At 60.6% G+C, this 24,112-nt stretch carries 17 protein-coding genes; 10 read left to right on the top strand and 7 right to left on the bottom strand.

The annotated features are described in order from the left end of the window. Positions 1-40: 40 nt before the first annotated feature. The gene (locus ACMGF9_RS05550) at positions 41-1,708 is read right to left on the bottom strand and encodes a ShlB/FhaC/HecB family hemolysin secretion/activation protein (protein WP_414160582.1); all 1,668 of its coding nucleotides are present in this window, start codon (positions 1,706-1,708) and stop codon (positions 41-43) included. A 367-nt stretch (positions 1,709-2,075) separates the two neighbouring features. Here ACMGF9_RS05550 and ACMGF9_RS05545 point away from each other — a divergent pair, with 367 nt between their 5' ends. Both ACMGF9_RS05545 and ACMGF9_RS05540 read left to right on the top strand, forming a co-directional pair. Next, positions 2,076-3,530 (top strand): SIR2 family protein, encoded by a 1,455-nt coding sequence (locus ACMGF9_RS05545; RefSeq protein ID WP_015378725.1) that lies wholly within the window; start codon positions 2,076-2,078, stop codon positions 3,528-3,530. Further along, positions 3,527-4,018, top strand: a complete 492-nt coding sequence (locus ACMGF9_RS05540) for a TIR domain-containing protein (RefSeq protein WP_118891792.1) — start codon at positions 3,527-3,529, stop codon at positions 4,016-4,018. Before ACMGF9_RS05545 ends, ACMGF9_RS05540 begins: the two co-directional genes overlap by 4 nt. 64 nt (positions 4,019-4,082) lie before the next feature. On the opposite strand, the gene pstB is transcribed toward ACMGF9_RS05540, so the two are convergent. Genes pstB through ACMGF9_RS05525 form a run of 3 tightly spaced genes read right to left on the bottom strand, consistent with a single transcriptional unit; the run spans position 4,083 to position 8,741 of the window. Continuing rightward, entirely contained in the window at positions 4,083-4,895 is an 813-nt protein-coding gene (gene pstB, locus ACMGF9_RS05535) for a phosphate ABC transporter ATP-binding protein PstB (protein WP_004941613.1), read from the bottom strand. Positions 4,896-4,923: 28 nt separating this feature from the next. Continuing rightward, positions 4,924-6,573 (bottom strand): phosphate ABC transporter permease PstA, encoded by a 1,650-nt coding sequence (pstA, locus tag ACMGF9_RS05530; protein ID WP_015378727.1) that lies wholly within the window; start codon positions 6,571-6,573, stop codon positions 4,924-4,926. Next, positions 6,570-8,741, bottom strand: a complete 2,172-nt coding sequence (locus ACMGF9_RS05525) for an ABC transporter permease subunit (RefSeq protein ID WP_414160581.1) — start codon at positions 8,739-8,741, stop codon at positions 6,570-6,572. Before ACMGF9_RS05525 ends, pstA begins: the two co-directional genes overlap by 4 nt. A gap of 396 nt (positions 8,742-9,137) precedes the next feature. Here ACMGF9_RS05525 and ppk1 point away from each other — a divergent pair, with 396 nt between their 5' ends. From ppk1 to ACMGF9_RS05495, 6 genes are all read left to right on the top strand, one after another. Next, positions 9,138-11,201 (top strand): polyphosphate kinase 1, encoded by a 2,064-nt coding sequence (ppk1, locus tag ACMGF9_RS05520; RefSeq protein WP_004941606.1) that lies wholly within the window; start codon positions 9,138-9,140, stop codon positions 11,199-11,201. Positions 11,202-11,211: 10 nt separating this feature from the next. Beyond that, entirely contained in the window at positions 11,212-12,762 is a 1,551-nt protein-coding gene (gene ppx / locus ACMGF9_RS05515) for an exopolyphosphatase (RefSeq protein WP_033632396.1), read from the top strand. Positions 12,763-12,943: 181 nt separating this feature from the next. Continuing rightward, complete coding sequence (locus tag ACMGF9_RS05510; protein ID WP_004941600.1) at positions 12,944-13,126, top strand: YfgG family protein; 183 nt, start codon at positions 12,944-12,946, stop codon at positions 13,124-13,126. A gap of 103 nt (positions 13,127-13,229) precedes the next feature. Beyond that, positions 13,230-14,663: a magnesium transporter gene (mgtE, locus tag ACMGF9_RS05505; protein ID WP_015378729.1), complete on the top strand. Its 1,434-nt coding sequence runs from the start codon at positions 13,230-13,232 to the stop codon at positions 14,661-14,663. 185 nt (positions 14,664-14,848) lie between these two features. Then, positions 14,849-18,178, top strand: a complete 3,330-nt coding sequence (locus ACMGF9_RS05500) for a diguanylate cyclase (protein ID WP_118891791.1) — start codon at positions 14,849-14,851, stop codon at positions 18,176-18,178. Positions 18,179-18,373: 195 nt separating this feature from the next. Next, positions 18,374-18,727, top strand: a complete 354-nt coding sequence (locus ACMGF9_RS05495; protein ID WP_414160579.1) for a DNA-binding protein — start codon at positions 18,374-18,376, stop codon at positions 18,725-18,727. Between the two features lie 8 nt (positions 18,728-18,735). On the opposite strand, the gene alkA is transcribed toward ACMGF9_RS05495, so the two are convergent. Beyond that, positions 18,736-20,226, bottom strand: coding sequence for a DNA-3-methyladenine glycosylase 2 (gene alkA / locus ACMGF9_RS05490; RefSeq protein ID WP_099982101.1), 1,491 nt, complete (start codon positions 20,224-20,226; stop codon positions 18,736-18,738). Between the two features lie 164 nt (positions 20,227-20,390). On the opposite strand from alkA, the gene yegD reads away from it, so the two are divergent. Next, positions 20,391-21,743, top strand: a complete 1,353-nt coding sequence (yegD, locus tag ACMGF9_RS05485) for a molecular chaperone (RefSeq protein WP_033632391.1) — start codon at positions 20,391-20,393, stop codon at positions 21,741-21,743. A gap of 49 nt (positions 21,744-21,792) precedes the next feature. Further along, the gene (locus ACMGF9_RS05480; RefSeq protein WP_075684606.1) at positions 21,793-22,359 is read left to right on the top strand and encodes a GNAT family N-acetyltransferase; all 567 of its coding nucleotides are present in this window, start codon (positions 21,793-21,795) and stop codon (positions 22,357-22,359) included. Here the strand turns inward: ACMGF9_RS05480 and ACMGF9_RS05475 are convergent. Next, positions 22,356-22,973 (bottom strand): pyridoxamine 5'-phosphate oxidase family protein, encoded by a 618-nt coding sequence (locus tag ACMGF9_RS05475; protein WP_004941582.1) that lies wholly within the window; start codon positions 22,971-22,973, stop codon positions 22,356-22,358. The two genes, ACMGF9_RS05480 and ACMGF9_RS05475, sit on opposite strands and share 4 nt — an antisense overlap. Before the next feature lie 61 nt (positions 22,974-23,034). Then, the gene (locus ACMGF9_RS05470; protein ID WP_015378734.1) at positions 23,035-23,988 is read right to left on the bottom strand and encodes an aldo/keto reductase; all 954 of its coding nucleotides are present in this window, start codon (positions 23,986-23,988) and stop codon (positions 23,035-23,037) included. Between the last annotated feature and the right edge of the window lie 124 nt (positions 23,989-24,112).

The following is a 24,112-nucleotide window of genomic DNA, read 5'->3' as shown; positions in this document are numbered from 1 at the left end:
TTGTTGTGAACGCCGAGGGCGTTCCTGCTGTGTGCTGGCGTTATAACGTGACGGTGGCTTGCCAGTAGGCCACCCAACGATCCGGTTGCAGGCTGTCTGGGTGCGTCAGCGGTTTACCGACGGTGATCGCCTGATTAAACCAACGGCCGCTTAGCGTGGCGCCCAGCGCCGCACCGACGACGCTGCCGCCGTCTATCTGCCCGGCGCGCCCCTGCAGCCAGCCGGCGTCTAACGCGCCGGTCAAAGAGAGCTCCCCCAGTCCCGGCAAGGTCTGCCATTGCCAGTTGAGTTCATTGCGCCAGTAGGCGCCGCGATTACCGGTCAGGTACTGCTCTTTAAAGCCGCGCACCGAGTATTGCCCGCCGATGGAAATGCGCTCGCCGGCATACAGGTTGTCTGCGCTGGTTTGCCCGTAGGCCGAGGTCAGGTAGTAAAGAGAGGGGGCGAGCGGATAGAAATAACTGGCGCTGAGGCCAAGCTTACGGAACTCGCTGCGCGGCGCCCCGTTTCGCTCAGGATCGTCGGCGGTGGCGCCCAGCATGCGCAGCCCACGGCTTATCGTTGGGTTCAGCGTCATATAACCGCCGCCCGTGACCGTACTGTAATTGAGGCCCAGGCTGGCGATGCTGAGCGTCGGGCTGCTGACGCTCAACCGTTCCCCCGCCAGCTTATTTTCCGTGGTGCGCCGCGCCAGCCCGATATCCACAGCCAGCTTACGTTTGCCATCCCGCAGCAACGTGCGGTTGGCGCCCAAACGCTGGGTCTGGTTATTGCCCTGATAGCGGTAAGCGGCACCGTTGAACGGCACCTGCTGGAAAAAATCGTTCCAGGCATACTGATAGCTGAACAGCCAATAGCCATAGGGTAAGGTGACGCTGCCGTTCAGGTTGCGGCTGCGATGATGCGGGCTGAAATCGTTATTGCGCGCTGCGGAAAGCGACCATTGATCCGCAAGACGCAGCGGATTATCCAGCGAGAAGGCGGCGTTCATCTGTCCGGTGCCGGTGCTTTTCTGGCCGCTGTTATCCGCGCCGAAAGAAAAAGAAACCGGCGCGCGCGTGGCGCCACGCAGCAAAACCACGTTGGAAAAGCCGGGTTGCTCGCCAGGTTGGATATCGATAGTCACCTGTTGCGAGGGCAGGCGGTTGAGCTGCTCCATGCCCTGCTCAATATCGCGCAGATTCAATACGCCACCAACCAGACCGGGGAACGCCATCTTCAACGCTGGCGTCTGCTCGCCGTTTTGCGTGATGGACTCGATTCGCCCCTCGCTGGCGCTGACGATCAACACGCCGCGGGAGATATCCTGCTCCTGCAGCCAGGCCTGTGAGGTGACATAGCCGCGTTGCAGATAAGCGTTGGTGGTTTCGCGCACCAGGCGGTTAATGTGCTCCAGCGTCAGACAGCGCCCCTGATACGGGCGCGCCAGGCTTTCTTTTACCGACCAGGAAAGATGCTCGGCGCCCTCAAAAACAATCTGCCGCACCGGCTGGCAAACCGCTCCTGCGGCGGCCGGCACAGGCAACGGTAACGCCTGCAATTCAACGTTATTTTGCAGCGCCTCGCGCTGTTGCTGGGCCTGTTCCAGCAACGTTTTCTGCTGTTGGGTAATGCTGTCGCGATCGGCAGGGCTGGTGATTTCCGCGCACCACGCAGAGCTGCAAAACACCAAAAGCACAGGCCAAACCCTCGGCTTCCATGCACACATTTAAATACATCCATTTACATTAATTTACACACCTTAGCGGAGTATATACATTTTATGCCACCAATCAATAATAATGAGAATTATTTTTGTTTGATCTAAATCACAACGCGGAAAAAATGCGCATATGCCACAGCTACTGCAGCTTATTACCCAGAGCGCATTTAATTAATATTAAAATTAAAAAAAAGAATAATAAAAACAAATAAATTCAATATAAAAATAACACGTTCAATATCGACAAAAACAAACAAGCAGAGTTTACAAAGTTAATTCACCCTTTTATCTTGGTAGTTCTATTCGCATAATTAATTCATAAAAAACATAGTTATTAGTTAATCAATAAAGAAAAAATATCGGGAATAATCTCATGTTTAACCGTGATATAGAACTGTTTATTCGTGATTACGTTAATGATATTAAGGCTGGCAGCGCTGCGCTGTTTGCCGGCGCCGGGCTGTCCATCCCCGCCGGTTTCGTCAGCTGGAAAGAGCTTATCGGCGATATCGCTTATGAACTGGAGCTGGATATCGAAAAAGAGAGCGATCTTATTTCCCTGGCGCAGTATCACCTCAATGAAAAAGGCAACAGACATAAGATAAATCAAAAAATCATTACAGAGTTCGCTGAACAGGCGGAAGAAACAGAAAACCACCGGATTATCGCCAGATTACCGATAGCGTCACTTTGGACCACTAACTACGACGACCTGATTGAAAAAAGCTATGCCCGTTATAATCGCGTATGCGACGTTAAAACCACACCGGAAAGCCTGACCAATAACATTCACAAACGTGATGTTGTTTTATATAAAATGCATGGTGACTATAGAAATCCCAACCAGGCGATTATCACCCGCGAACAATACGAAACTTACTCCCGAACACACCTTCCCTTTATCAACATGCTGATGGCGGAACTGACCGCTAAAACGTTCCTGTTTATCGGTTTCAGCTTCGAAGATCCCAATCTGCAGTATGTGTTGAGCCGCCTCTATGCACAGTATGCCGAAGGGAAAAGAAATCACTACTGCATTATGCGGCGCGTTCAGCTCGGCGACAGCGGCAGTGAAGATCAGGCGTCCTGTGACTACAACAGCCGTAAACAAAGCTTGATGATCAACGATCTGCGCCGTTACGGCATTCAAACGCTGCTGGTGGATGACTATCGGCAAATCACCGACCTGCTGTATGCCATCGAAACGCAGTTTAAGAAAAGCACGGTGTTTATCTCCGGCAGCGCCGACAACTACCATCCTTATGCCCGTGAAGAGTCCATCCAGTTCATACATCGTCTGGCGCGCCTGCTTATCCGCAAACAGCACCGCATCGTCAACGGCTTCGGCTGGGGCGTAGGCACGGCGGTGATCAACGGCGCACTGGAAGCCATTTACGACAGCCAAGGGAAAATCAGCGAAAGCCAACTGGTGCTGCGTCCGTTCCCCCAATTCGCCAGCGGCGGCATTACCCTACCGGCACTTTGGCACGAATACCGTCAGAACATGATTTCGCTCAGCGGCATCGCAATCTTTTTGTTCGGCAACAAACGCAACGCCGAAGGCGAATACGTGCTGGCCGACGGTTTATTGAAAGAGTTCCAGATCGCCACGGAACAAGGCTGCGTCTGCATACCTATCGGTTGTACTGGCAGCGCATCCGCCGAGATCTACCGAAAAATCAAGGAGGAAATGAAAGAAACCCTCTACCACCGCCACCCCGCCGCCATGAATCTGCTGGATCAGCTTAACGAACCGGGCAGCCTGGCGGAGAAGAAAAAATGCCTGTTGGCACTTATCGATATCATTACTAAGGATAACCCCCGATGACCAGAAAATGTTTTTACAGTTTCCATTATGAGCCGGACAACTGGCGCGCTTCTCAGATACGTGAAATGGGCACGCTGGAAGGTAACCGGCCGGCCACGGATAATGATTGGGAGGAGGTGAAAAAAGGCGGCGATAAAGCCATTGCCGATTGGATCAAAAGCCAGTTGGACAATCGCAGTTGCGCCGTGATTCTCGCCGGTAAAGATACCGCTAATCGCAAATGGATTAATTTCGAAATCTGCGAGGCCTGGAAAAAAGGCATGGGCGTGCTGGTGGTGTATATCCACAATTTGAAAGACAGCGCCGGCGACCAAACCACGAAAGGTAAAAACCCGTTGGATCACATCAAGCTGGGTGACACAAAACTCTCCGCTATCGCCAAAGCCTATGATCCGCCTTACCTGACCAGCACCAATGTCTATAGCCACATCAAAGAAAATCTGGCTGAGTGGGTAGAAGAAGCGATCCGCATCCGCGCAAATTACTGATGCCCCTGATAGACAAAAGGCTGCATGTTGATGCAGCCTTTCGTTTGTTTATAGCCCAAACGCCTCACCCATACCGCCCGGTAATATAATCCTCGGTGCGGCGCTGGCGCGGCGAGGTAAAAATCGCGTCGGTATCGTTGTATTCCACCAGCCGCCCCTGATGAATAAAGGCGGTGTAGTCGGAGACGCGCGCCGCCTGCTGCATATTGTGCGTCACCAGCACCACGCTATAGCGCTGCTTGAGTGCGGAAATCAGCTCTTCGATGGTCAGCGTGGAGATCGGATCCAGCGCCGAGGTCGGCTCGTCGAGCAGCAACACCTCCGGCTCGATGGCGATGGCGCGCGCGATCACCAGGCGCTGCTGCTGGCCGCTGGACAAGCGGAACGCGTTTTCGCGCAGCCGGTCCTTCACCTCATGCCACAGCGCGGCGGCGCGCAGCGAACGCTCCACCGCCTCATCCAGCAAACGCCGGTCGCGCACGCCCTGCAGCCGCAGGCCGTACACCACGTTTTCATAGATCGATTTCGGGAACGGGTTCGGCCGCTGGAACACCATGCCCACCCGCCGCCGCAGCGCCGCCACGTCGATCTGCGCGCCGGAGATCGCCGCGCCGTTCAGCTGCAGTTCGCCCTCGATACGGCAGTTGTCCACCAGATCGTTCATGCGGTTGAAACAGCGCAGCAGCGTCGATTTACCGCAGCCCGAGGGGCCAATCAAAGCCGTCACCCGGTGCTTCGGGATACGCAGCGAAATATCATGCAGCACCTGTTTGTCGCCATAAAACAGGTTCAGGCCGTTGACCGCCAGCGCGGTCTGTTCATCGTCGAGATGCTGGACATCCAGCCGGGGCAAACTGCCTGGCGTCATCAAACCCATTACGCACTCCCCAAAAATAGCGTCATTGTTACTGCGACCATGCTCGGTACCGCTCCCTCAACGAATGGCGGATACCCATCGCCGCCAGATTCAAACTCACCACGATCGTCACCAGCAGGAAGGCGGTGGCGAACACCAGCGGCCGCGCCGCCTCTACGCTCGGGCTCTGGAATGCCATATCGTAGATCTGGAAGCTCAAATGCATGAACTTCCGCTCCAGGTGCAGATACGGGAAAATCTCGTCCACCGGCAGCACCGGCACCGATTTCACGACCCCCACCAGCATCAGCGGCGCCGTCTCACCGGCGGCGCGCGCCACCGCCAGGATCAGGCCGGTCATCATCGCCGGCGCCGCCATCGGCAGCACGATGCGCCACAACGTCTCGGCCCGGCTGGCGCCCAGCGCCATCGAGCCCTGCCGCAGCGAGGCGGGAATGCGCGACAGCCCTTCCTCGGTGGCGACGATCACCACCGGCAGCGTCAGCAGCGCCAACGTCAGCGCCGCCCACAGCACGCCGGGCGTACCGAAGGTCGGGTTGGGCAAGGACTCGGGATAGAACAGCTGATCGAGCGTGCCGCCAATCATGTAAACAAAGAAGCCGAGGCCAAAAACGCCGTAGACGATCGAAGGCACGCCGGCCAGGTTGACCACCGCGATGCGGATCACCCGCGTCAGCAGATTGTTGCCGGCATATTCGTGCAGATATACCGCCGCAATTACGCCAAACGGCATCACCACGATCGACATCAGGATCACCATCAACACCGTGCCGAAAATGGCCGGGAACACCCCGCCTTCGGTATTCGCTTCGCGCGGGCTGTCGGTGAGGAACTTCTTCACCTGCTCGCCCCAGTGTGCCAGCTTCTCGGTGGTGTTCATGGCGTTCGGGTACCAGGCATCGCGCACCTGGCTGAGCGGAATGGTCAACGTCTGCCCGTGCATGTCGCGCAGCAGCAACGCATCGCGCTGGCGATCGCGGTTCAGCCCCGCCAGACGTTCGGACAACAGCTGATACTGCCGCTGCAGTTCCAGCCGTTCGGCCTTGATGGCGTCCTGTGCGCGGGCGTCCAGCTTATCGTCGCGCTGCAGGCGCTTTTCCCGCAGCCGCAGCGCGTCAAACTGCTGATTGATGCGCGCCATGTCGCGGAATTGAATGTCGTGCGCCTGGCGCGAGAGCGCGGCGATTTGCGGCAGGCGCTGCTGCAACGCCTGCCCCAGATTGCGGCCAGTCAGCGGTTGCCCGTCTTCCAGCAGCCCCGCCAGATAACCGTAAGCGGTGCCGTGGCTGTCGCGTTCCAGCACCAGCAGGCTGCGCGGCGTGCTTTGGCTGTGGACATCGCTGGCCAGCAAGGTGCGGAAATCCTGCCCCTCGCGCTCGCGGTTGCCGACCTTAATCAGATAGCGTTCGACGCTCTGCGCCTCGCCCGGCGGCGTAACGCCCGCCTCGGCCAGCTGGCGCCGGGAAATGCTTTGCTGCTGGTACAGCTCACCGATCACCGTCACCGGTCCGGCGCCGTTCTGATTGAGTTCGAACTGATAAACCGGGCTCGGCCAGAAATAGCGCATCCCCTGCCCGGCCAGCAGCAACAGAATGCCGATCAGCGCCAGCAGGCTGACGGCCACCGAACCGGCGGTCAGCCATATCCACGGCGACCCGCTCTTCACCCAGTTCTTCATGGCGCCTCCTGATTCGGCGTGTAGCGCTTGCGCAGCCGCAGGCGCACCGCCTCCGCCAGCGTGTTGAACACGAAGGTGAAGACAAACAGCACCAGCGCGGTCAGGAACAGCACGCGGTAATGGCTGCTGCCGGAGACCGCCTCCGGCATTTCAATGGCGATGTTGGCCGCCAGCGCGCGCAGCCCCTGGAACAGGCTGCCGTCGATAATCGGCGTGTTGCCGGTAGCCATCAGCACGATCATGGTTTCCCCCACCGCGCGGCCAAAGCCGATCATCAGCGCGGAGAAAATGCCGGCGCTGGCGGATGGCAGCACCACCTTGATCACCGTCTGCCACTGGGTAGCGCCCAGCGCCAAAGAACCCTGGCTCAGGGTCGCCGGCACGCTGAACAGTGCGTCCTCCGCCAGCGAGAAGATGATCGGCACCAGCGCGAAGCCCATCGCCACACCTACCACCAGCGCATTGCGCTGGTCATAATTATCCCCCAGCCAGAAATGCAGCGGCTCACCGAACAACGCCACCTCCAGCCGCGGCCCCAGGTTGAGCGCCAGCCACACCGTCAACGCCAGCAGCGGCAGCAGCAACAGCAGATCGACGCCCGGCCGGCAGCGCGGCATAAAGCGATGGGTCAACGCGCCGCACAGCAGCACCGCCGCCGCCAGCAGCAGCGGCAACGCCAGCACCGCCAACAGATACTGCTCGATGATCGGCGCCAGCCAAATGCCGGCCACCAGCCCGATCACCACCGTCGGCAGCGCGCCCATCACTTCGATAGCCGGTTTGATCACCCGCCGCAGCCCCGGCGTCATAAAGTAAGCGGTATAGATGGCGCCGGCCAAGGCCAGCGGGATGGCGAACAGCATCGCGTAAGCCGCCGCCTTAAAGGTGCCGAAGATCACCGGCATCAGGCTGAATTTGGGTTGGTAACTGTCTTCGCCGGAGGTGGACTGCCAGACATAGGCCGGCTGCGGGTAGTTCTCATACCACACCTTGCCCCACAACGAACGCCAGGTAACGTCCGGATAAGGGTTGTCGAGCGCATAGCGCTGCCAGCCCTGCGCGCTCTCCAGCAGCAGGCCATCGCCGCGCGGCGCGAACGCCATCTGCCGCACCTCGGCGCCCAAACGGGTATTCAGCAGCGGCTGCGGTTGAATGGCGGAGAACAGCGAGAAGCCGCCATCGGGCCGCAGGGTGGCGAACACCCGGCGGTAAGGCTCAGCCACCGTCAGCTCCTGCCCGTCGGCGCCGTGGTCGAAATGCTGCACCGGCGTCAGACGCCAGCGCCGATCTTTTTCCACCTCGAACCACTCGCGCAGATTGCCGTCGGCGCCCTTGATCAGCAGCGCGCTGCCGCCGGGCAGCGCCGTCATCTGATACGGGGCGTGTTCGCCAAGGGTACGCGTTTCACGCAGCTGCAGCTGTGCGCCGTCGATCTGATAACGCGCCAGCCGGTTGCCGGTCAGCAGATAAAGCTGGCGGCCATCCGGCGTCAGCACCAGTTGCTCCCCGTCGTGCTCCAGCGGCCGCTCGCTGAACTGTGGCGGCCGGTCGGGGCTGAAGCGGCCGAACACCAGCCGCCGATCGTCGGTCACTCCGGCCAGCAGATACTGCCCGCGATGCGCATCCGCCAGCGACAGCAGTTTCAGCGGCTTGCGCTGTGGATCCAGCGCCAATGGCTGCTGCCCGAGCGGGAACTGCCACTGCGGCCGGCCGTTTTCCGCCGTGGCGAAATCCGCGCGCGCCACCACCAACCGGCCGTCGGCCTGCGCCAACGCGAACAGATCGCGCTCGCCGGCGGCCTGCGCGAGCAGCGTCGGTTTGGCCAACAGCGTCTGCTGCGCCAGCGGCGTCTGGGCCTGGCCGCTCGGCACCGGCGTCAGACGATAAAATTGCCCCGCGCCCTGCGCGTCGATGCGATAACCGACGCGCTGCTGCACGTCCATGCCCAGCGCCAGCGCCGGGGCCGATACCGTGAACGGCAGCGGCTGCGCCTGGCCGAGCGAGGCGGGTTTGAACAACGGCAGCACCGCGAACAGCAGATAAACGAAGATCAGCATCAACGTCATCAGCACCATCAGCCCGCTGGCGGTCACTGCCGCCTGCACGCCGCGGTCGATGCGCCCGCGCATGCGATCTCGGGGATGTTGATTGGCCGTCGTCTGTGTCATGTGTCTCGCTGTCGCTGATGTAATCGGGCTTGCGCCGTAAGATAACCGGGCATCTTATGTCAGTTTTATGACGTTTGCATGACAAAGTTACCCGCCATAACTCAGGTTTTTTACACTGCCATCAGACAATATGAATTTGATATATTGCTGAAAAATGACCATAAACACGCTTTATAACGCCAAGAATAAGCCTGATAACCGTCATTTCATGCTGATCATTTCACTGCCGGGCATCCCGCCGCGGGGAAAATTTATTGCCGCCGAAAAACGCCGCGCGCCAACGCAATGGATATGTTGGACTTTCCTGTCAATCTCTCGCAATAATGATGAAGGACACTAGAGCGGCATCCGGGCGCTGCGTCCCGGATCCTATTCTAAATTTGAACTGGAGTGGCAATGGGTCAGGAAAAGCTCTACATCGAAAAAGAACTAAGCTGGTTATCCTTTAATGAGCGCGTGTTGCAGGAAGCCGCAGATAAGAGCAATCCCCTGATTGAACGTATGCGTTTTCTGGGCATTTACTCCAACAACCTCGACGAGTTCTATAAAGTCCGCTTCGCCGATCTCAAACGGCGCATCCTGATCAGCGAAGAGCAAGGCTCCGCCGGTTCCTCACGCCATCTGCTGAAAAAGATCCAGGCCAAGGTGCTGAAAACCGATCAGGAGTTCGACGGTCTGTACAACGATCTGCTGCTGGAAATGGCGCGCAACCAGATCTTCCTGATCAACGAACGCCAGGTGTCCGAGAACCAGCAAATCTGGCTGCGGCAATATTTCAAACAGCACCTGCGCCAGCACATCACGCCGATCCTGATCAACCACGACACCAACCTGGTGCAGTTCCTGAAAGACGATTACACCTATCTGGCGGTGGAAATTATCCGCGGCGCGCGCATCGACTATGCGCTGCTGGAAATCCCGTCCGACAAGGTGCCGCGCTTCGTCAATCTGCCGCCGGAAGCGCCGCGCCGCCGTAAGCCGATGATCCTGCTCGACAACATCCTGCGTTACTGCCTGGACGATATCTTCAAGGGCTTCTTTGACTACGACGCGCTCAACGCCTATTCGATGAAGATGACCCGTGACGCCGAATACGATCTGGTCACCGAAATGGAATCCAGCCTGCTGGAACTGATGTCCTCCAGCCTGAAACAGCGCCTCACCGCCGAGCCGGTGCGCTTCGTTTATCAGCGCGACATGCCGAACGAGATGGTAGAGCTGCTGCGCGGCAAGCTGGGCATCTCCAACTACGATTCGGTGATCGCCGGCGGCCGTTACCACAACTTTAAAGACTTCATCAGCTTCCCGAACGTCGGCAAGGCCAATCTGGTCAACAAGCCGCTGCCGCGCCTGCGCCACATCTGGTTCGACGGTTTCCGCAACGGCTTCGACGCCATTCGCGAAAAGGACGTGCTGCTCTACTACCCGTACCACACCTTTGAACACGTGCTGGAGCTGCTGCGCCAGGCGTCGTTCGATCCGAGCGTGTTGGCGATCAAAATCAACATCTACCGGGTGGCGAAAGATTCGCGCATCATCGAATCGATGATCCACGCCGCGCACAATGGCAAAAAGGTCACGGTGGTGGTCGAGCTGCAGGCGCGCTTCGACGAAGAGGCCAACATTCATTGGGCGAAGCGCCTGACCGAGGCCGGCGTGCACGTGATCTTCTCGGCGCCGGGGCTGAAAATCCACGCCAAACTGTTCCTGATTTCGCGCCGTGAAGGCGATGAAATTGTGCGCTATGCTCATATCGGTACCGGCAACTTTAACGAAAAAACCGCGCGCATCTACACCGACTATTCGCTGTTGACCGCCGACTCGCGCATCACCAACGAGGTGCGCCGGGTATTCAACTTTATCGAGAACCCCTACCGCCCGGTCACCTTCGATAACCTGATGGTGTCGCCGCAGAACTCGCGCCTGAAGCTGTATGAGCTGATCGACAACGAAATCGCCAACGCCCAGGCCGGGGAACAGGCCGGCATTATGTTGAAAATAAATAATCTGGTGGATAAAGGGCTGGTAGATCGGTTATATACCGCGTCCGGCGCCGGCGTGAAGATCCGTCTGCTGGTGCGGGGCATGTGTTCCCTGATTCCCAACCTGCCGGGGATCAGCGACAATATTCAGGTGATCAGCATCGTCGATCGCTTTTTGGAACACGATCGGGTTTACGTTTTCGACAACAAAGGTGACAAACGGGTGTATCTGTCCTCCGCCGACTGGATGACCCGCAACATAGATTACCGTATCGAAGTGGCGGTATCGCTGCTGGATCCGGCGCTGAAACAGCGCGTTCTGGACATTCTGGAGATCCTGTTCAGCGATACGGTCAAGGCCCGTTATGTGGATAAAGAACTGAGCAACCAGTACGTGCCGCGCGGCAACCGCCGCAAAGTGCGCGCCCAGGTGGCTATTTACGAGTATTTAAAAGCTCTGGAACAACCAGGACAGTAGGCCAGCAACTATGCCGCTAAAAAACACTGCAACGAACAAACCGCAGGAAATCGCCGCCATCGACCTCGGGTCGAACAGTTTCCACATGGTGATCGCCCGCGTCGTCAACGGCGCCTTACAGGTATTGGGCCGTTTAAAACAGCGGGTGCATCTCGCCGACGGATTGGACAGCAACAACGTACTCAGTGAAGAGGCGATAGAACGCGGCCTGGCCTGCCTGGCGCTGTTTGCCGAACGGCTGCAGGGCTTCCCGGCGGATAACGTCACCATCGTCGGGACCCACACCCTGCGCCAGGCGGTGAACGCCGAAGTGTTCCTCAAGCGCGCCGCCAAAGTGATCCCCTACCCGATCGAAATCATCGCCGGCCAGGAAGAAGCGCGCCTGATCTTCATGGGCGTGGAGCACACTCAACCGGAGAAAGGCCGCAAGCTGGTGATCGACATCGGCGGCGGCTCCACCGAGCTGGTGATCGGCGAAGACTTCGAGCCGCTGCTGGCGGAAAGCCGCCGCATGGGCTGCGTCAGCTTCGCCCAGCTGTTCTTCCCGGGCGGCGAGATCAGCAAAAACAACTTCCGCCGCGCGCGGCTGGCGGCGGCGCAGAAGCTGGAAACGCTGGCCTGGCAGTACCGCATTCAGGGCTGGCAGTACGCGCTGGGCGCCTCGGGCACCATCAAGGCCGCCCACGAAGTGCTGGTAGCGATGGGTGAAAAAGACGGTCTGATCACCCTGGAACGCCTGGAAATGCTCGCCGAACAGGTGCTGCAGTTCAAAAGCTTCAGCTCGCTGAGCCTGCCGGGGCTGTCGGAAGATCGCCAATCGGTGTTCGTGCCGGGGCTGGCTATCCTGTGCGGCGTGTTCGATGCGCTGGCGATCCGCGATCTGCGCCTGTCTGACGGCGCGCTGCGTGAAGGCGTGCTGTATGAAATGGAAGGCCGTTTCCGCCACCAGGACATCCGCAGCCGCACCGCCAAAAGCCTGGCCGATCACTACAACATCGACCGCGAACAGGCCAAGCGGGTGCTGGAAACCACCGAGCTGCTCTATTCGCAGTGGATGGCGCAAAACACCAAGCTGGTGCATCCGCAATTGGAAGCCCTGCTGAAATGGGCCGCCATGCTGCACGAAGTGGGGCTGAGCATCAACCACAGCGGCATGCACCGCCATTCGGCCTACATTCTGCAAAACTCCAACCTGCCTGGCTTTAACCAAGAACAGCAGCTGCTGTTGGCGGCGTTGGTGCGTTTCCACCGCAAGGCGATCAAGCTGGAAGAGCTGCCGCGCCTCAACCTGTTCAAAAAGAAACACTACCTGCCGCTGATCCAGCTGCTGCGTCTGAGCACCCTGCTCAACAACCAGCGCCAGTCGACCACCACGCCGGAAACGCTGCGCCTGACCACCGACGACAACCACTGGACGCTGCGCTTCCCGGCCGGCTACCTGGCGCAAAACAACCTGGTGCAGCTGGACTTCGAGCGCGAGCAGGCCTACTGGAACGACGTCGTCGGCTGGAAGCTGCTGATCGACGAAGAAGGTTCGCAAGACGAACAGCGCTCCGCCTGATCCCGCGCCCCCTGCCAGCCAGGGGGTTTTTCTTTCCGCCCCCGCTCCGCCAACCTAAACGAAACCCTAATACGGCGCGCCGCTCGCCGGAAAAAAATGGACAACTTTTGTCATCAGCGCCTAAAATCCGGTTACAAATTCTCGAGCGAATAACACAGGACACCGGCATACCGGGTGATATATGCGCAAGAAAACCACCGGACAGATGACGAAGATAGTGTTGTTTATCAGCTTTATCATTTTAGTCGGCCGACTGCTGTACGCCGCCGTGGTGGCGGTGCCTCATCATCAGGAAAAAAAGCAGGCCGCTGCGCAAAACGCCGCCGAAGTCAGCGCGCCGCAACAGGACGCCTCCTCTGAATAACCGCCGCGCCCCGTCCGTTTCATAAAAATGACTCCGGCACTCGCTATGCTCTATCTTTTAATGAGCCTGCGTCAGGAACGCCGAGCGCCCGTTAAGGAACACCATGTCAGCCGCAACCCATAACGTCAAAAAAGTCGCTGAACACCGCCAGCGCATTCTCACTCTGTTGTTGAACAATAAGGAATTGGTCGACGGCATTCTCGGCCGGCCAGGGGATGAACACGCCCTCAGCCAAAGCGAACTGCTGAACCAGACGGCGGAAATCACCGGCCTGCTGGACGACATGCACGCCGCCGACCTGGCGGACCTGCTGGAGGCGCTGCCGCAGGACGAACGCATGGCGCTGTGGCGGCTGGTGGGCAACAGCAAGCGCGGCCAGACGCTGGTGGAAGTCGCCGAACCGGTCTGGGACAGCCTGATCGAGGAAATGAGCGATAAAGACCTGCTCAAAGCGATCAAAACGCTGGACGTGGACGAACAGGCCTATCTGGCGCAATACCTGCCGCGTAACCTGATGGGCCGGTTACTGACCTCGCTGGAGCCGGAGCAGCGCGCTCAGGTGCGCGAGATGAGCCAGTACGCCAAAGACAGCGTCGGCTGGATGATGGATTTCGAACTGGTGACGGTGCGGCCGGACGTCACGCTCGGCGCGGTACACCGTTTTTTGCGCATGCGCAAAACCATTCCCGACGCCACCGATAAACTGTTCGTCACCGATCGCAAAAACACCCTGCTGGGCGAACTGCCGCTCACCGCAGTGCTGCTGAACGACCCGGAAATCCCGGTGCGCGAAGTGATGGACAGCGATCCCGCCACCTTTCAGCCTGAGGACAAGGCCGATGAAGCGGCCGGCGCGTTCGAACGTTATGACCTGATCAGCGCCCCGGTGGTTGACGCCAAAGGTAAACTGATGGGCCGCCTGACCATCGAAGAGATCGTCGACGCCGTCAACGAAGAGAGCGACACCAACCTGCGCCGCATGGGCGGTTTGAGCCCGGAAGAAGACGTGTTCGCCCCGGTCAGCAAGGCGGTTAAAACCCGCTGGGCCTGGCTGGCGATCAACCTCTGCACCGCGTTTGTCGCCTCGCGGGTGATCGGCCTGTTCGAGCACACCATTTCCCAGCTGGTGGCGCTGGCGGCGCTGATGCCGATCGTCGCCGGCATCGGCGGCAACACCGGCAACCAGACCATCACCATGATCGTGCGCGCGCTGGCGCTGCACCAGATCGAAGTCGGCAACATCTCGCGCCTGATGCTCAGAGAGCTGGGCGTCGCCATCATCAACGGCGTGGTGTGGGGCGGCATCATGGGCGTGATCACCTGGCTGCTGTACGGCGACGCGGCGATGGGCGGCGTGATGACGCTGGCGATGCTGCTCAACCTGCTGCTGGCGGCGCTGATGGGCGTGGTGATCCCGATGACCATGCTCAAACTGGGCCGCGATCCGGCGGTCGGCTCGAGCGTGCTCATCACCGCGCTGACCGATACCGGCGGCTTTTTCATCTTCCTCGGCCTCGCCACCCTGTTCCTGCTGTAAGACGCTCAAAGCCGGCCCCGCGCCGGCTTTTTCGTCATTCTGTCGCCGGGTTTGCGCTAACGCAGTAAAGTCGGCCCTCCCGATAGGTTTTCCTCCCGCGCTGTACTACCCTTTTTCAATAAATCATCTTGATTCATCCACGTCATGAATCCAATCACAGGCAGAGGTCATCGGTAAGGATGTCTATGGATATCAGCGCGCCGAACGCGTTCGGCACACACAAAGGCGTTATGCTGACACATTCTCTGTTCGTGGCGCTGGCGACATTTTTGCTCGCCTTGCTGAGCCTGTCGTTATCCAGTGAGGCTCATCACTTCACGCCGCTGTGGTTCCCGACCGCCGCCGCGATCGCCGTGCTGTATCGCCATCCTCCGCGTCATTGGGGTTTGCCGCTGCTGGCCAGCGGCACAGGCATCGTACTCGCCAGCTTCCTGCTGTTCGGCTTCAGCGCCATTCCGGTCAAGCTGGCCGCCATCAACCTGCTGGAAGCGGCAGTGTGCGCTCTGCTGCTGCGCCGCACGCTGCCGGCGATCGATCCGCTGAGCGATCTGGGCTGTTGGCTGCGCTTCGTGGTCTGCGCGGTGATCTTTACCCCGTTGTTCAGCGCGCTGCTGGCCGCCGGACTAACCCCCACGCCGGACCTGACGTTTTGGCAATCGTTCGGCACCTGGTTCATCTCTGAAGCGATAGGGGTGCTGTCGCTGGCGCCGCTCGGGCTCACCTATCACCGCCGTCTGTTGGCCGGGCTGAATCCGTATCCGCTGCTGTTGACCCTGATGGGCTCGCTGGCCTTCAGCTATCTGGCGCTGACGCATCTGCCCTTCCCCTTTACCTTCGTCATCCTGCCACTGCTGTGGGCGGCTATCGCCCTGTCGCGCTTCGAAACCTTCACCGTCTGTTTCTGCACTCTCCTGCTGATCACCGTCCTGCTGTCGCTGGGTCTGCTGCACCTTCAGTCTTCCCAGCACACTTTCCTGGGCGAACTCGGCCTCTATCTGCCGATGTTGCTGATCCTGATCCCGGCGCACGCCATGGCGATGGTGATGCACACCTTCCGGGTGGAAAAGCAACATATCGTCGAGAGCGAAAGCCGCTTTCGCAGCGCGCTGGAGTATTCCGCCATCGGCATGGCGCTGGTGTCGCCGGAGGGCAAATGGCTGCAGGTCAATCAGGCGCTGTGCAAGCTGCTCGGCTATCCGCCCGAAAGACTTTATCGCCTGACCTTTCAAGAGATCACCCACCCGGACGATCTGAACGCCGACCTGACCCAACTGCACGAACTGCTCGACGGCCATATCAGCAGCTACACCATGGAGAAGCGCTATATCCGCAGCGACGGGCAGACGGTCTGGGCGCTGCTGGCGGTCTCGCTGGTGCGCGACGGCGAAGGCCGGCCGTTGTACTTCATCTCTCAGGTGGAGGATATCAGCGACCTTAAGCGCAGCGAGGCGGAGAACAACCGGTTGGTGGAGCGCATCACGCTGGCCAACCAGGTGGGCGGCGTCGGTATCTGGGAATGGGTGATGAGCCAGGAAAACTTCACCTGGGATCAGCGCATGTTCGAACTCTACGATCTCCCCCCCGACCAAACGCCGACGCTGGCGTTGTGGCGCACCCTGCTGGTGCCGGAAGATCGCGAGCGTACCGATCGCGAGCTGGCCGAGATCCTGGCGCAGCCGCGACCGTTCGTCATGGAATTTCGCATCACTACGCGCAGCGGCAAAGTGCGCCATATCCGAGGCCAGGGCAACGTGATCCTCGACGATCAGGGCCGGCCGCTGCGCCTGATCGGCACCAATATCGACATGACCGAGCTCAAGAGCCTCGCCGAGGCGCTGCACGAAGAGAAAGAGCGCCTGCACATCACCCTCGACGCCATCGGCGAAGGGGTGATCTCCACCGACAGCCACCTGCGCATCACCTTTATGAATCCGGTGGCGGAACAGATGTGCGGCTGGCCACTCGACCTGGCGATCGGTATGCCCGTCGCCGGCGTGGTGCGCCTGACCAACGGCAAAGACGGCCCGGAAATCGAAAACCTCACGCAATACCCACGGCAATGGCCGGCGGATTATGCGCTGGTGCTGCACAGCCGCGACGGGCGTTATTTCGACGTACAGCAGTCGGTCTCACCGCTGAAAACCCTCGACGGGGAAACCATGGGCGCGGTGATGGTGCTGCAGGACGTCACCGCCTCGCGCGAGCTGATGAAAAAACTCAGCTACAGCGCCTCGCACGATGCGCTGACCGGATTGCCGAACCGCACCCGCTTCGAGAAACAGCTGAAAGCGGCGATCGTCGCCGGCGGGGAACCGTCGTCGCCGCATTCGCTGGTGTTCCTCGATCTGGATCGGTTCAAGGCGGTGAACGACACCGCCGGCCATGCGGCGGGAGATGCCCTGCTGCGGGATATCGCCCAGCTGATGCGGCACCAACTGCGCGGCAGCGACTGCCTGGCGCGTTTGGGCGGCGACGAGTTCGGTCTGATCCTGTACGACTGCCGGCTGGAACAGGCCAAATCGCTGGTGCAGCAAGTGGTTAATCAAATCAGCCAGCACCCGTTCTATTGGGAAGGGAAGATTTATCGCGTCGGCGCCAGCGCCGGCATCACGCGCATCAGTGCCGACGCCAAAAGCAGCGAACTGTTGGCGCAGGCCGATATCGCCTGCTATACCGCCAAGCACCAGGGGCGCGGCCAGGTTTATCTGTACGAAACGCGGCAGAAACAGCTGCTGGAGCGGCAACACGAGGTACTGAGCCAGCAGGAAGTGCAGACGATCATCAGCGAGGGGCAACTGCGGCTGCTGACTCATGCGGTCGCGCCGCCGGCGACGCCGCTGTCGGCCGCGTTTCACCAGGTGAAGCTGCAGGTGATGGCGCCGGACGAGCGCCCGCTGTCGCACGAGGCGTTCATCACCGCCGCGCAGCTGTACGGCCTGATGCCGGACATCGACCGCTGGACGGCGGCGCAACTGCTGGTGAAATATGCCGACGACATCAAACGCAAAGGGCTGTCGCTCGCGCTGCCGCTGGCCATCGACAGCCTGCTGAGCGCCGACTTCCAGCGCTACCTGACGGAAACGGTGCGCGCTTCCTCGCTGCCGCCGCAGGCGCTGCTGTTCAGCGTCGATGAGGCCGCGATACTGGAGCACGCCGCACAGTGTCGGGCATTTCTCCGCGAACTGCAGCAGCAGGGCTGCCGGCTGATCGTCAACGGCTTCGGACATAACATCAATGCGTTCGATGAACTCAGCGATCAGAAGATCGACATCATTCGCATCGATGAGCGCTTTATCACCAACGTGCACTGCAACCAGATGGACGAGCTGATGGTCTCGATGCTCAACGGCGCGGCGCATCGCATTAAAGCGCAGACCTTCGCCGGGCCGGCTCACCAGCCGGTGACGCTGCAGGCGCTGCGCGACATCGGCGTCGATCTGGCGGACGGCGACCAGGTGGCGCTGGAGCAGCCGCTGGCGGTGTTGCTCAGCGACGGCTATTTCGGCATCCGTTAACCTTCTCCCCCCTCTCAGGCGCCGTCTCCCAGGCGGCGCCTCGCATCTCGTTCGTTACATGATATTAACCAAGACAAGATTAGTGATATAAATAACACCTGAAGCTTAAACGATTAAGTAAGATGAAGCGCCCATGCGACTATCAGCGTATCCGTTGATTTTCCTCGGCATGTGATGGCTCAGGGATAAGGGACTATGGAAAAGAAATGGTTTTCCGCCAGGGAACTGATGGGTAAGGCGGGGTTGCCTTCAACTCCGCAAGGGGTCAATTTGATGGCCCGGCGTGAAGGCTGGGTCAGCCGCCACCGCAGCGGCGTACAGGGCAAAGCGCTGGAATACCATATCGACAGTCTGCCGTTCGGCGCGCGCAGCCTGTCGGCGTTGCGCGAAACCGACCATCCGGATTACGACGTCAAACGCCAGGATCCGATACGGGTCTGGATCGAGTATTACTACCACCTGACGCCGGCCGAGCGGGAAAAGCTGCTGGCGTTCCTGATGCGCGAGGGCATGAGCCGCCTGCTGCAGCTGATCGACACCCCTCGCTAGCTCTGCGTTCAACTCTCCCCTTCCGGCGCCCAGCCGTCGTTGTGCCACAGATGCAGCGTGGCGTAAGAACGCCACGGGCGCCAACGTTCAGCGTAGCGTTCAATCTGGCGCGGCGTCATGCCGGGAAAACGCTGTTTGATCAGGTAATCACCGGCCAGGAACACGTCCGGCCACGACCAGGCGCGCATCGCGATATAGCTGGCGGTCCAGTTGCCGATGCCCGGCAGCGCGGTCAGCGCCTCGATGCCCTGTTCGATATCCAGCACGTTATCGAGCTGCAGCCGCCCTTCGCCCAGCGCGCGGGCGATCTCGATCAGCGCCGCCGCGCGCTTCAGTTGCACCCCGAGCGGGCGCAGTTCTTCGGGCTGCAGCTGCGCCACCCGTTCTGCGGAGGGGAAGACATGGGTGATGCCCTCATACGGCGTCGCCAGGGTTTCCCCCCAGCGTTCAGCCATCCGCCCGGCGAAGGTCGCCGCCATTTTTACGCTGACCAACTGGCCCAGCACCGCCCGCGCCGCCTGCTCGAAACTGTTCACGCAGCCCGGCAGGCGCAATCCCGGCGCATCGGCCGCCAGCGAGCCCAGCGCCTCATTGATGCGGTCCGGCGCGGCATCCAGATCAAACAGCAGGCGCACCCGGCGCAACACCTCCGTCGTCACCAGACTGAGCGCAGGCGCGATCTCTACCCGAACCCGATTGCGCGCTTCTTCCGGCTGCACGCTGACCCAGCCGCGGTGTTCCGTGCCGCCCTGGCTGACGGCGATCGAGCGCAGGTAGCGGCGTCCGTCGACCCGCTCCACGCCCTGCACGGCGCGCGCCTGCAAGAAATTCAGCATGCGCTCCCAGTCATAGGGCGGCCGATAGCCCAGGTGAAACACCAGCCCGCTGGCGGCGGCCCGTTCACCGCGCGCGCCGCCGCTGCGCAGCGCTGACGGGATCAGGCGGTAGCGCGCCTTGAACAGCTCGTTGAAACGCCGCAGGCTGCCGAATCCGGCGGCGAACGCCACCTCGCTGAGCGGCAGATCGGTGTCCGCCAGCAGGCGTTTGGCCTGCAGCAGCCGATGTGACTGCGCGTAATCGATCGGTGAGGCGCCAAACTGTTCGGCGAAAATGCGCCTCAGATGGCGATCGGAAATGCCCAGCCGCGCCGCCAGCGCTTCGCAGCTGTGTTCAGACAGATACCCCTGCTCGATGAGCTGCACTGCCACCTGCGCATAGCGGTTGCCCAGATCGATCAGCGCCAGACCGGGCGCCAGCTCCGGCCGGCATTTGAGGCAGGGGCGAAATCCCGCCAACTCTGCCGCCGCCGCGCTCGGATAAAAGGTGCAGTTTTCCAGCTTAGGCGTGCGGGCGCTGCACACCGGGCGGCAATAAATGCCGGTGGAGGAAACGCCGACGAAAAAACGGCCGTCGAATTTGCGGTCACGCGCGCGCAGCGCGTCGTACAACGCTTGCTGTTGAGTATTCATGGCAACGCTCGGGGTCGGTTTTTTCTGCATTATGGGGCTCGGCTGGCGTGCTGACGTGCGGAATTCGGACATTAAGTTAAGCACGCCGCAGCCGCGCCCGCTAAATTTTTCGACACTCGCGCATTGGCGCATTGCCCGCCGGCCTCGTCTCGGGTAAAGTCGCCCCCCTTCATTGGCATGGGGACAAAAAAGAGATGTTTATTGGATTCGATTACGGGACCGCCAACTGTTCCGTTGCAGTGATGCGCGACCACGGCCCCGAGCTGTTGACGCTGGAAAACAACGCGCCCTATCTGCCTTCGATGCTGTGCGCGCCGACCCGCGAAGCGGTGAGCGAATGCCTGCACCGCCATTGGCAGATCCCAACCGGCAGCGAAGAAAACCAGCAGTTGCTGCGCCGCGCCATCAGTTACAACCGCGAAGAAGACATTCCGGTCAACGGCGACAGCGTGCTGTTCGGCCTGCAGGCGCTGGCGCACTACATGGAAGATCCGGAAGAGGTGTACTTCGTGCGCTCGCCGAAATCCTTCCTCGGCGCCAACGGCCTGAAGCCGCAGCAGATCGCGCTGTTCGAAGACCTGGTGTGCGCCATGATGTTCCACATCAAACGCCAGGCGGAAAATGTGCTGCAGACCGGCATCGATCAGGCGGTGATCGGCCGGCCGATCAACTTCCAGGGTATCGGCGGCGACGAAGCCAACCGGCAGGCGCAGGGCATTTTGCAGCGCGCCGCCGAACGCGCCGGTTTCAAGGACATTGAATTCCAGTTCGAGCCGGTGGCGGCGGGGCTGGACTTCGAGGCGACGCTGAGCGAAGAGCAAACCGTGCTGGTGGTGGACATCGGCGGCGGCACCACCGACTGCTCGGTGCTGCTGATGGGGCCGCAGTGGCGCGACCGCGCCGATCGCCAGCAGAGCCTGCTGGGCCACAGCGGCTGCCGGGTCGGCGGTAACGATCTGGACATCATGCTGGCCTTCAAACAGCTGATGCCGCTGTTCGGCCTCGGCGGCGAAACCGCGAAGGGCATCGCCCTGCCGGCGCTGCCTTACTGGAACGCGGTGGCGACCAACGACGTGCCGGCGCAAAACGACTTCTACAGCGCCGCCAACGGCCGCGTGCTGCGCGATCTGATCCTCGACGCGGCGGAGCCGGAAAAGGTGAAACGCCTGCTGAAAGTGTACCAGCAGCGCCTGAGCTACCGACTGGTGCGGGCGGCCGAAGAGAGTAAGATAGCCCTGTCCGGCCAAACGGCCATCAGCGCGCCGCTCAATTTCGTGCAGGCCGATCTGGCGGAGAGCATCAGCCAGGATCAGCTCGCCGACGCCATCTCGCAGCCATTGATGCGCATCCAGGAGCAGGTCAGCGCCGCATTGGCCAGCAGCCAGACCGCGCCGCAGGTGATCTACCTGACCGGCGGCAGCGCGCGTTCGCCGCTGCTGCGCGCCGCGCTGCAACAGCAGCTGCCGGGCATTCCGATCGTCGGCGGCAACGACTTCGGCTCGGTCACCGCCGGGCTGGCGCGCTGGGCGCAAACGCTGTTCCGTTGACAGCCCAAGGGCGCGGCTCGCCGCGCCTTTGTTTATTGGAGGCCCTATCATGTCCACCTTGCTTACCCTCGACAGCGCCAGGCTGCGGCTGCGCCCCTGGCGTGACGACGATCTGCCGGCCTTCGCCGCGCTTAACGCCGATCCGCAGGTGATGCGCTATTTCCCGGCGCTGATGACGGCCGAGGAAAGCCGCGCGCAGGCCGAACGCATCCGCGCCTTCATGCAACAACACGGCTGGGGGCTGTGGGCGGTGGAAGTGAAAGACGGCGCGCCTTTTATCGGCTTTGTCGGGCTGGCGCGGCCGGGTGACGACCTGCCCTGCTCCCCCTGCGTGGAGATTGGCTGGCGGCTGGCGGCGGCTCACTGGGGCAACGGCTACGCCGCTGAGGCGGCGCGCGCCGCGCTGGCGTGCGCCTTCGACACGCTGCACCTGCCGGAAGTGGTGTCCTTCACCGCCGAAGATAACCAGCCGTCGCGCCGGGTGATGACGCGCATCGGTATGCGCTTCGACGGTGAAACCTTCCTGCACCCGCGCCTGCCGGCGGGCCATCCGCTGCAACAGCACGTCTTGTACCGGCTTAACCGGCAAACGTGGCGCGAACGCCACGGCGATTAATACAGCGTATCCTTCAGCCGCTGCGGCAGCGCGCTGTCGTACTCCTCACCGTCGAAGCGCGTTTGGCTCACCGCGGCCAAGATTTGGCCGGGGCTGGGCAGCGCCGAACGTTCGAGGCGGCGGCCCTCTTCCCACAACCCCGAACGCAAGATCGCCCGGCTGCACTGGAAGAACACCGCCTCCACCCGAATGCGCAGCACCGAACGCGGCAGCTGGTTGCGGTGGGCGAAGCGCTGCAACACCGCCGGCGCCACCACGATCTCCGCCCGCCCGTTAATCCGCAGCGTTTCGCCGATGCCGGGGATCAGCAACAGCAGCGCCACCCGGTTATCGTGCAGGATATTGCGCAGGCTATCGATGCGATTATTGCCGCGCCGGTCCGGCAACAGCAGGGTTTTCTCGTCTTCGATCTGGATAAAACCGGCCGGATCGCCGCGCGGGGAGACATCCATGCCGTCCGGCCCGACCGTCGAGAGGGCGGCAAACGGCGCCGCCTCGATAAACGGACGGTACGCCGGGTGGATATAGCTGACTTCTTTAAAAACCGAGGGCGCGGCAGGTTTGCCGTAAAGCTGTTCCAGCGCCGCGAGGTCGTTGATGATATCGCCAGACATTGCAGTTTCCTGAATAAGTCATATTGACCCCTTCAGCATAGAGCAAAATCGCCGGCGGCTCTTACTCAGCGCTGGCGTGGTTCAGCGTCTGAATGTCGTCCGCATCCAGCGTCAGGCGGGTGGCGCTGACCAACTCATCCAGCTGCGGCAACGAGGTGGCGCTGACGATCGGCGCGGTGATGCTCGGACGCGCAATCAGCCAGGCCAGCGAGACCTGCGCCGGAGAGCTGCCGTGTTTACCTGCCACCTGATCCAGCGCCGCCAGAATGCGGAAACCGCGCGGGTTCAGGTAGCGTTCGACGATGCGATCGCCGCGCTGGCTTTTGCCCTCGTCCGCTTTGCTGCGGTATTTGCCGGTCAGGAAGCCGCTGGCCAGCGCAAAGAAGTTGATCACCCCGAGACCATGGCGCTGCGCCACGCCTTCCAGCTCGGCTTCATACCCTTCGCGCGCATACAGATTGTATTCCGGCTGCAGGGTTTCGTAGCGCGCCAATCCGTTGCTTTCGCTCACCCGCAGCGCTTCTTCCAGGCGATCCGCCTGATAGTTGGAGGCGCCGATCGCCCGCACCTTGCCGGCCTTGATCAGCGCATCGAACGCCGCCAGCGTCTCTTCCAGCGGCGTATCGCGGTCATCGTCGTGCGACTGGTAGAGATCGATATAATCGGTTTGCAGACGGCGCAGCGAATCTTCCACCGCCTGCTGAATATAGCGCGGCGACAGCCCCTGTTTGCCTTCGCCCATCGGTTTGCCCACCTTGGTGGCGATGATCACCTGGTCGCGCTTGCCGCTCTTCTTCAGCCATTCGCCGATGACGGTTTCCGATTCGCCGCCCCGGTTGCCCGGCGCCCAGCTGGAATAAACGTCGGCGGTATCGATAAAGTTGAGCTGATTGTCCACCAGCGCATCCAGCAGATTGAACGAGGTCGCTTGATCCGCCGTCCAGCCGAACACGTTGCCGCCAAAGGTCAACGCCGGCACCTGAATGCCCGAACGGCCCAGTTGTTTCTTGCTCATCACAAAGGCTCCATGGGTTAAATGATTTGCCTGTTAATTATTAGCGCCAAATGCAGGAAATCGTTAAAACGTATTGGCTATAAGCCGGAATAAATCACTTATAAACATAGCACGCGCAAATCAC

The sequence above is a fragment of the Serratia sp. BNK-23 genome (assembly GCF_047456145.1).
GTDB classification, from domain to species: Bacteria; Pseudomonadota; Gammaproteobacteria; order Enterobacterales; family Enterobacteriaceae; genus Serratia; species Serratia nematodiphila.
The sequence above is the reverse complement of the archived record's forward strand: the minus strand, read 5'-3'. Positions and strand labels throughout refer to the sequence as shown.

What these genes read in the sequence shown, in the direction of transcription:
- ACMGF9_RS05545 (WP_015378725.1), top strand. Translation starts at nt 2,076, where the DNA reads ATGTTTAACCGTGATATAGAACTGTTTATTCGTGATTACGTTAATGAT.
- alkA (WP_099982101.1), bottom strand. Translation starts at nt 20,226, where the DNA reads ATGCAGAAAAAACCGACCCCGAGCGTTGCCATGAATACTCAACAGCAA.
- ACMGF9_RS05475 (WP_004941582.1), bottom strand. Translation starts at nt 22,973, where the DNA reads ATGTCTGGCGATATCATCAACGACCTCGCGGCGCTGGAACAGCTTTAC.
- yegD (WP_033632391.1), top strand. Translation starts at nt 20,391, where the DNA reads ATGTTTATTGGATTCGATTACGGGACCGCCAACTGTTCCGTTGCAGTG.
- ACMGF9_RS05525 (WP_414160581.1), bottom strand. Translation starts at nt 8,741, where the DNA reads ATGACACAGACGACGGCCAATCAACATCCCCGAGATCGCATGCGCGGG.
- pstB (WP_004941613.1), bottom strand. Translation starts at nt 4,895, where the DNA reads ATGGGTTTGATGACGCCAGGCAGTTTGCCCCGGCTGGATGTCCAGCAT.
- ppx (WP_033632396.1), top strand. Translation starts at nt 11,212, where the DNA reads ATGCCGCTAAAAAACACTGCAACGAACAAACCGCAGGAAATCGCCGCC.
- ACMGF9_RS05495 (WP_414160579.1), top strand. Translation starts at nt 18,374, where the DNA reads ATGGAAAAGAAATGGTTTTCCGCCAGGGAACTGATGGGTAAGGCGGGG.
- ACMGF9_RS05550 (WP_414160582.1), bottom strand. Translation starts at nt 1,708, where the DNA reads ATGTGTGCATGGAAGCCGAGGGTTTGGCCTGTGCTTTTGGTGTTTTGC.
- ACMGF9_RS05510 (WP_004941600.1), top strand. Translation starts at nt 12,944, where the DNA reads ATGCGCAAGAAAACCACCGGACAGATGACGAAGATAGTGTTGTTTATC.
- pstA (WP_015378727.1), bottom strand. Translation starts at nt 6,573, where the DNA reads ATGAAGAACTGGGTGAAGAGCGGGTCGCCGTGGATATGGCTGACCGCC.
- ACMGF9_RS05540 (WP_118891792.1), top strand. Translation starts at nt 3,527, where the DNA reads ATGACCAGAAAATGTTTTTACAGTTTCCATTATGAGCCGGACAACTGG.
- ACMGF9_RS05470 (WP_015378734.1), bottom strand. Translation starts at nt 23,988, where the DNA reads ATGAGCAAGAAACAACTGGGCCGTTCGGGCATTCAGGTGCCGGCGTTG.
- ACMGF9_RS05500 (WP_118891791.1), top strand. Translation starts at nt 14,849, where the DNA reads ATGGATATCAGCGCGCCGAACGCGTTCGGCACACACAAAGGCGTTATG.
- mgtE (WP_015378729.1), top strand. Translation starts at nt 13,230, where the DNA reads ATGTCAGCCGCAACCCATAACGTCAAAAAAGTCGCTGAACACCGCCAG.
- ACMGF9_RS05480 (WP_075684606.1), top strand. Translation starts at nt 21,793, where the DNA reads ATGTCCACCTTGCTTACCCTCGACAGCGCCAGGCTGCGGCTGCGCCCC.
- ppk1 (WP_004941606.1), top strand. Translation starts at nt 9,138, where the DNA reads ATGGGTCAGGAAAAGCTCTACATCGAAAAAGAACTAAGCTGGTTATCC.